1 protein-coding gene is annotated in these 422 nt (G+C 37.7%); it reads left to right on the forward strand.

Annotated features, from left to right (window positions below; genetic code table 11):
• Positions 1-138 precede the first annotated feature (138 nt).
• A partial coding sequence (locus tag NE664_14510; GenBank protein ID MCQ4727847.1) for a BCCT family transporter occupies positions 139-422 on the forward strand: 284 nt, incomplete at its 3' end.

Here is a 422-nt window from a genome sequence, read left to right on the forward strand (position 1 = left end):
GGCGCTTCATTTTTGTAGTGGTTTTGGAAAAAAGTCAGAAAATCTTCACAATTAATTCTTGCATTTTCTGGATAACCATGGTATCATGTTCAATATCATTTTTATTTTTACTTTTTTGAACATTTAGGAGGTACTATCATGGACCAGGACGAGAAAAAATACCTGATTAAGAAATTAGACTGGGTTACGACCATAATCCCATTTGTCTGTATTATCATACTATGCCTTTTATTTATGGTGTTCCCTCAGAAATCAACCGACATGCTGTCACAGGTCCGTTTCTTCCTTGGCAATGAGTTCGGAAGCTACTATCTGCTGATTGGCCTCGGCGTCTTTCTCTGTTCCCTCTATATGGCATTTTCCAGATACGGAAAGATCCGGCTGGGAAATTTAGAAAAACCGCAGTATTCCAATTTTAAATG

This window comes from Anaerotignum faecicola (genome assembly GCA_024460105.1).
GTDB lineage: Bacteria > Bacillota > Clostridia > Lachnospirales > Anaerotignaceae > JANFXS01.